The following is a 7,273-nucleotide window of genomic DNA, read 5'->3' as shown; positions in this document are numbered from 1 at the left end:
CGGACGACCGCGCCGTCCACGAGCTCGCACGCGAGGTCAACGAACGGGCCGTCGCGCTCCACGAGCGGGCCGTCGCGGTGTTCGAGGAGGCCCGTCGACTCCGTCCGCGTCCCTCGACGGACGGCGCGCGCGCTTGACGGGCTCGGCGCCGCGTCAGCGGACGCGCTGCGCGAAGACGACGAGTGCGTCCTTCGGGTGCGTCTCGATGGTACGGAGCTGGTTGCGCGCGGCGGCTGCGAATCTCGACTGCGGTCCGAATCGCGCCTCGGCGCTGCGGACGACCGCGCGTGCGCGAGCGAGCTCCGCGCGGGAGTAGGGAACGACGGCGCGAGCGATGCGCGTCGCGCCGGGCGGCGTGGCTGCATCGACAGACGCCGGTCCGCTCACGACGCTGACGAGGACGCGCACGACGCCGTGCGGACGACGCGTCCGCAGGTTGTCGCCGTTGAAGTCGCTGAAGAAGATCTTCACGCCGTGCCGCTCGAGCTGCAGCGCGATCGCGCTCTCCTCGAGCCCGCCGAACGAGCCGACGAACGCGACGGGTCCACTCCCCGGTGGGAGATGCGCGCGCACCTGTGCGGAGGCGCTCCGGATGATGTGCTGGTGGGACGCCTGCGGACCGGCGGACACGACCGCGGAGACCGACGCCGTCGTCGCGAGCGCGAGCACGGCGAGCAGCGCGACGCCCGCCGACGTCGCGGGCGCGAGCCGGGGGCGCGGGACGCGCCCCGCGAGGCGTGGGAGCAGGAGCTCGGAGACCGCGAGCCATGCCGCCCACAGGATCGCGATGCCCCAGCACGCGCCGATGACCCACGTCCAGCGGACGAGATACGCGAACACGCCGCCGGTGATCGAGCTCACCGCGTAGACCGCGGTCGCGGTGGCGACGACGAGCGTCGCGAGCAGCATGCCGAGGGTGCGGTGTCGGAGGACGATCGCCACCGCGAGCGCGCCCGCGCCCAGCACGAGCAGCCACGGGACCGCGGCCCCCTGCGCGGACGGTGCGAAGCCGCTCAGGAACGAGTTGCGCACACCGAACAGCCATTCAGGGCGACGGCTCAGCTGGTACTCGACGACGCGCCAACCGCGTGACCAGCCCGCCGCGCCGTGCGCCGTGGTGAAGTAGTGGTAGATCTTGCTGAGGTTGTGGTCCGACGTGAAGAGCTGGGCGTACAGCGGCGGGATCCACAGCACGAAGCCCGTCGCGAGGCTCGCGAGCAACGGGCGCAGCAGCGGTGCCGACACCTCCGGGCGACGGCGCGAGCGGAACGTCCGCACGCACGACACCACCAGCCCCCACACGACGAGCGAGAGCGCGACCGGCGCGAACCCGATGTGGGTCTGCACGACGAAGCTCGCGACGCCGACCGCCCACGGCAGCGCCCACGCGCGTCCGTCCGCGACGCTCCACGAGAGCAGGAGCACGAGCGCGAGCGGCAGCACCGCGACGTACGGCGGCCACGGGTCGCGCAACGTGTCGGCGCCCGTCGAACGCATGAAGAGACCGAGCGCGACCGCGGTGCACAGCATGGCCGGGGTGCCACCTCGCCGACGCGCGACGACGAGGCAGCCCGCGACGGATGCCGCGTTGATGGCGAGCGCGCCGACCTGCATGCCGACCGACATGGAGCCGAGCAGCCGGTACGGGATCAGCAGCACGTAGAAGAGCAGCGGCCCGGGGTGGAACCAGACGTAGCGCGAGAACAGTCCGACGAGCACCGCGTGGTGGCCGATGTCGCGGATGTTGAGCTCGATCGCGGCGTGGTCGGCCCACGGTTCGTAGCTCCCGCCGATCGCGAAGACCATCCGGATCGCGCCGATCACGAACGGGGCGACCAGCAGCGCGGCGACGATCAGGAGCAGGTGACGGCGGAGCGCCGCCGTGCCGGCGAGCGGCCGGTCGTCCGGCGACGTCTCGGCCGAGCCGACGCGCGCGGTTCGTGCCCCAACGTCCCCCAGCAAGGCCCGTCAGTGTAGGCAGGGGGTGGCTCGCGCGGGGGGTGCGTCAGGCGGGCACCCACTCGTCGGGCTCGGGGGCGTCGCCCGGCGGCGCGTCGTCGTCCACGGGCGCGCCGAACGTCCCGACCCCGCTCGACTCGTGCACGAAGCGGGACCCTCGGAGCCACGACGCCCACGCCGCGATGAACGACATGATCATCGACGCCGTGAACGCGATGACCAACCCGTCCTTGAACGGCTGCGAGATGAGGTGCGGGAAGAACGTCTTCCCGGTGAGGTGCGCGGCCTTGTCGGGCGGCAGCTGCGACAGGACGCTCGGCTCGCCGTGTGGTCCCGGCGCGCCGAGGAGCTTCTCCATCGGGTTGTAGCCGAGGAACGCGGCGAACAGGCTCCCGACGGGCGGGAGGTGCGCGATGCGCTCCGCCGTCGCGGCCGGCACCGCGTTCGCCTGGAGACCCTGCGACATCGTCGTCGGCAGCGTCGCGGACATGCCGACGATCATCAGCGAGAAGAACACGCCGATCGACAGCACCATGCCCGTGTTCTGGAACGTGGAACGCATGCCCGACGCGGCGCCGCGCTGGTCGGCCGGCGCGCTGTTCATGATCCCGGTCATGTTGGGCGCGGAGAACATGCCCGTGCCGATGCCGTTCAGCAACAGCAGCGCGGCGAACACGGGGAACGTGAAGTTCGCGGGGAGCAGCATGAGCGCGCCGAACGTCGCGCCGGCGAGGATCATGCCGCCGGTCGCGAACGGGCGCGCGCCGTACCGGTCCGAGAGCCAGCCCGACACCGGACCGGCGAGCAGGAACCCGCCCGTCAGCGGGAGCATGTAGATGCCGGCCCACAACGGCGTCCGCTCGAAGCTGTAGCCGTGCAGCGGCAGCCAGATGCCCTGCAGCCAGATGATCAGCATGAACTGCAGGCCGCCGCGGCCGATCGCGGCGAGCAGCCCGGCGATGTTGCCGGCCGCGAACGCGCGGATGCGGAAAAGCCCGAGGTTGAACATCGGGTCCGGGACGCGCGTCTCGATGACGCAGAAGACGACGAGGATCGCGGCGCCGCCGATCAGCTCGAACAGCACCCACGGTCCCAGCCAGCCCATCGACCGGCCACCGTGCGGCATCAATCCGTACGTGAGCCCGATGAGGATCATCACGAGCCCGACGCCGAACGTGAGGTTGCCCCACCAGTCGATCCGCGCGCGCGTGCGGATGCCGACCTCGCGCAGCTTGAGGTACGCCCACACCGTGCCGAACGCGCCGATCGGCACGTTGATCCAGAACACCGCGCGCCAGTCGACGTCGGCGAGGAGTCCGCCCGCGACGAGACCGATGAACGAGCCCGCCATGCCTGCGATCACACTGACGCCGATCGCGAACCCGCGCTCGTTCGCGTCGAAGGCGTCGGTGAGGATCGCGGCCGAGTTCGCCGTCAGCAGCGCGCCGCCGATGCCCTGGACGACCCGCCAGATGATGAGCCACATCGCGCCCTGCCCACCCGTCCACGGGCACAGCGACAGCGCGAGCGACGCGAGGCTGAACACGGCGAACCCCGCGTTGTACATGCGCACCCGGCCGAAGATGTCGCCCAGGCGCCCGAACGTCACGACGAGGACGGCCGTGACGACCAGGTAGCCCATGAGCATCCAGAGCAGGTAGCCGATGTTCGAGGACTGCAGCGGGTCGAGGTGGATGCCGCGGAAGATCGCCGGCAGGGAGATCAGGACGATCGACGAGTCGAGCGACGCCATGAACACGCCGAGCGTGGTGTTCGACAGCGCCGTCCACTTGTAGCCCTGCGGCCGTTCCGTCGTCGGCTGCTCGGCGAGCGTGACCACGCTCCTCCTCCCGGGGGCTCGGCCGTACCCCGATGCCCGGCGGGCACGGCGGGCACGGCGCCTAGAAGTTGACGTTGACGTAAAGTAGCATCGTCTGACCGGCCGGCCGTCGGGAGAATTTCCCGGTTCGAACAGGCGGGGCGGCGGGCACGCTGGCCGGTCGGACGCCGAACGCGGAATGCGGACCGGTGCGGGCGGAGCGTGGCGTCATGTGGCACCCTGTCCGGCCGCGATCCGGCCGCGTCCGAGCGTGGCGCCGGCCGGGCCACCATGGACCAACACCATGGGCAGGGCCGGGGATGGACGGGCAGCGGGCGACGAGGGGTCCACGGATGCAGCGTGAGGAGACGGTGGCCCGTGGTCGGTCCACGGCGCGCAGCGGGAGGCAGCCGCGCACGGCGCCGCCGCCCGGAGTGCGTCGCGAGTCGGCGCGGCGCGCGGCGTCGGTGCGCCGGCCGTGGTCCCTGTGCGCGTGGGCGTGGCGCACGTACGCGGCGAAGATCTGGCGCTACGGCGCGGTCTCCATCATCGCGACGAGCGTCAGCCTCACGATCCTCGGGGTGCTCGTCGGGGTCTTCGACGCACCGCCCGCCTGGTCGAACGTGATCGCGACGCTCATCGCGACGATCCCGTCGTTCGAGCTGAACCGGCGTTGGGTGTGGCGCAAGCAGGGACGCCGATCGGTGGCCGCCGAGATCGTCCCCTACGTCGCGCTCACGGTCGCCGGACTCGTCCTGTCGACGGCGTCCGTGCACTTCGTCGGCGAGTGGACGAACCACTGGAGCCGGCTCGGGCACACGATCGCGGTCGAGTGCGCCAACCTGGCGGCCTTCGGCTCGCTGTGGGTCATCCAGTTCGTGCTGCTCGAGCTCGTGCTGTTCCGCCACCACGGCGACCAGCCCGCGTAGCGCGTCGGGCGTCTCCCGTCACGGCTTCACGCGCACGGGGATGCGGCGGTACGCCCGCGCCCAGATCGACACGACGCGCGACGGCTCGTCGTCGAGCACGTAGTCGGGACAGCGGGCGAGCCACTCCTCCAACGCGACGCGAGCCTCGAGACGGGCGAGGTTGGCGCCGAGGCAGTAGTGCGCGCCGTGACTGAACGCGAGGTGCCGGGTGACCGGCCGGGTCACGTCGAAGCGCTCGGGATCGGCGAACTCGCGCTCGTCGTGGTTCGCGGCGCCCCACACGAGCATCACCCGCGAGCCGGCCGGGATGTCGACGCCGTGCAAGGTGACGTCACGGGTCGTCGTGCGCGGGAGCGCCTGCACGGGCGACTCGACCCGGATCATCTCCTCGATCGCGTTCGGCAGCCGCGACGGGTCGTCGCGCAGCAGCGCGCGCTGGTCGGGATGGCGCGCGAGCAGCACGAGGCCCGTCCCGATCAGGCTCGACGTGGTGTCGTTGCCGGCGAGGATGAGGAGCAGGCAGAACCCGAGCAGCTCGTCGTCGCTCAATCCCTCGCCGTCCACGCGTGTCTCGACGAGCGCGCTCATGAGGTCGTCGCGAGGGTGGGCGCGGCGCTCGACGAGCAGCTCCGCGAACAGGCCGTAGATCTTCGCGGCTGCGTCGGCGTAGTCGGCCGAGCCCTGGATCTCCAGGAACGACTCCGTCCACTGCCGGAACGAGCCGACGTGCTCGTCGTCGACGCCGATCATCCGCGCGATCGCGACGCTCGGCACGACGGCGGCGTACTCGTGTTGCAGATCGCACCCGCCCCGTTGCGCGATGCCGTCGATCAGCGCGCGCGTCGTGTCGCGCACGAGCCGCTCGATCGCGGCGACGCGCCGGGGCGTGAACGCGCGCGACACGAGCGCGCGCATCGCGGTGTGCCGGGGCGGGTCCATGTAGATCATCTGTGGGAGCAACGTCTGCGCCTCGGCGACGACGCTCGAGAACGTCGCGCTGTCGTGCGCCGCGTTCCACACGTCCTCGAAGCGGGTGAGCACGTACTGCTCGCGCGCGGCGTCGTGGTACACGGGGTACCGGTCGCGCAGGACGCGGTACACCTCCCACAGCTCGTCCTGGAACCGTGCGGTCGACGGGTCGTAGACGAACGGTTCGCTCACCCCGTCGCTCACTTCGGGAAGCCCGGTAGACGCTTGACGTTGTCGGGCGAGCAGTTGAACGGCCCGTTGTTCGGCTGCGTCAGCTTCGTGTCGACCGTGAACCCGCTCGGCGTCGCCTGCACGAGCAGGAAGCACTCACTCGGCCGGCCGGTCGCGTCGCCGGGGTGCGACGGCGCGTGCAACCCGCCGCCCGTCCACTCGGGCACGGACTTCGCGTGGTCGAGCACGCAGGCCCGCGTGAGGTTCGAGCCGCACGCCTTGGCCGACTCCGCGAACAGCAGCCAGGCCGACCACGCCTGCGCGCCGAGCGCCTTGGGCTTCGCGTGCGCGTACTGGGCGACGAGGTCCATGTACTGCTTCGTCGCCGGATGCGTGCTCGCGAGCTCGAACGGCACGAAGCCCGTGTTGATGAGCACCGTCGTACCGTTGAGCGCGTCGCCCGCGTTCTGGAGGAACGTCGGGTCGTAGAGGTTCGGGTTGAAGAGCGCGTACTTGGGCTTGTAGGCGAGCTCCGTCAACGCCTTGAACAGCGCGGCCGTGCCCTGCACGCTGTTCTCCATCGTGAACACCTGGACGCCCTTGTCCTTGATGTTCTCCGCGTACGGGCGCCAGTTGTCGACGAGCAGCGGCAGCTCGTCGTAGTACACGGTCGTGAACCCGGCGGCCTCGGCGCCGGCCCGGTCCTTCACCGCGGCGTCCTTGATGGACTGCAGCTGGTTGGCGAGCATCGCGTAGTGCTTCGCGGCCGCCGGGTCAGCCTGTGCGATGTGCCGGTACGCCGCGTACAGACCGCTCGCGTAGTCGGTGTTCGGCAGCGGCTCGACCGACAGCGCCGCGGTGCTCGCCTGCACCGACACGTCGTACGTGGGGATCTCGGGAAGCTTGCACTTGGTGCGCTGCTCGACGCCCGTCGCGTCGAGCGCCTCGCCGTTGCCGACGAGCATGAAGTCGGCCTGGCAGGCCTGGATCATCCGGGGCGCGACCTCGGTCAGCTTCGAGTCCCACTTGTGCACGACGAGCTTGCGGCCGAGGATCCCGCCCGCCGCGTTGCACCAGTCGACGAACGCCTCGGCCGCGTCGAAGATCTCCTGGTCGAGCCCGGGCTGCGCCGCCGCGCCGGGGTCGGCCATCGTGCCGACCGTGATGTCGTGATCCGTGACGCCCTGGTCGGTCGCTCCGGTCGCGTTCCCCGGTCCGCACACCGCCTTCAACGTGCCGAAGTCGCCCGCGCCCGTACCGCCGGCCGAGGTGCCCGCGCTGGTCGTCGACGTCGACGACGACGTCGTGCTGCTGGAGCGGCTGCACCCGACCGCCGTCAACGCGACGACCACGAACGGCACGCACCAGCGTCGCAACGCCATCGGTTTCTCCCCCCGTCCGTCGGCGGCGCCCAGTCTGACCCACG

General features: G+C 71.2%; 5 protein-coding genes. 1 reads left to right on the top strand and 4 read right to left on the bottom strand.

Annotation, left to right across the window (positions count from 1 at the left end):
• Positions 1 to 153: 153 nt before the first annotated feature.
• Together VFC33_20610 and VFC33_20605 are read right to left on the bottom strand one after the other, a co-directional pair.
• Complete coding sequence (locus tag VFC33_20610; protein HZR15647.1) at positions 154 to 1,962, bottom strand: hypothetical protein; 1,809 nt, start codon at positions 1,960 to 1,962, stop codon at positions 154 to 156.
• Positions 1,963 to 2,005: 43 nt separating this feature from the next.
• Positions 2,006 to 3,799, bottom strand: coding sequence for an MFS transporter (locus VFC33_20605; protein ID HZR15646.1), 1,794 nt, complete (start codon positions 3,797 to 3,799; stop codon positions 2,006 to 2,008).
• A 332-nt stretch (positions 3,800 to 4,131) separates the two neighbouring features.
• Between VFC33_20605 and VFC33_20600 the strand changes: the two genes are divergently transcribed.
• Positions 4,132 to 4,707, top strand: a complete 576-nt coding sequence (locus VFC33_20600) for a GtrA family protein (GenBank protein ID HZR15645.1) — start codon at positions 4,132 to 4,134, stop codon at positions 4,705 to 4,707.
• An 18-nt stretch (positions 4,708 to 4,725) separates the two neighbouring features.
• Here VFC33_20600 and VFC33_20595 read toward each other — a convergent pair whose 3' ends face one another.
• Entirely contained in the window at positions 4,726 to 5,868 is a 1,143-nt protein-coding gene (locus tag VFC33_20595) for a cytochrome P450 (protein HZR15644.1), read from the bottom strand.
• 8 nt (positions 5,869 to 5,876) lie between these two features.
• Positions 5,877 to 7,229 carry an ABC transporter substrate-binding protein gene (locus VFC33_20590; GenBank protein ID HZR15643.1) on the bottom strand — a complete coding sequence of 451 codons (1,353 nt, stop codon included), beginning with the start codon at positions 7,227 to 7,229 and terminating at the stop codon, positions 5,877 to 5,879.
• Positions 7,230 to 7,273 lie beyond the last annotated feature (44 nt).

This window comes from Acidimicrobiia bacterium (genome assembly GCA_035651955.1).
Lineage (GTDB): Bacteria > Actinomycetota > Acidimicrobiia > IMCC26256 > JAMXLJ01 > JAMXLJ01.
This window is presented reverse-complemented; position numbering and strand designations above follow the sequence as displayed.

Excerpts from the sequence above, each read along its gene's own strand:
- VFC33_20600 (HZR15645.1), top strand. The coding sequence starts at position 4,132 with ATGCAGCGTGAGGAGACGGTGGCCCGTGGTCGGTCCACGGCGCGCAGC.
- VFC33_20590 (HZR15643.1), bottom strand. The coding sequence starts at position 7,229 with ATGGCGTTGCGACGCTGGTGCGTGCCGTTCGTGGTCGTCGCGTTGACG.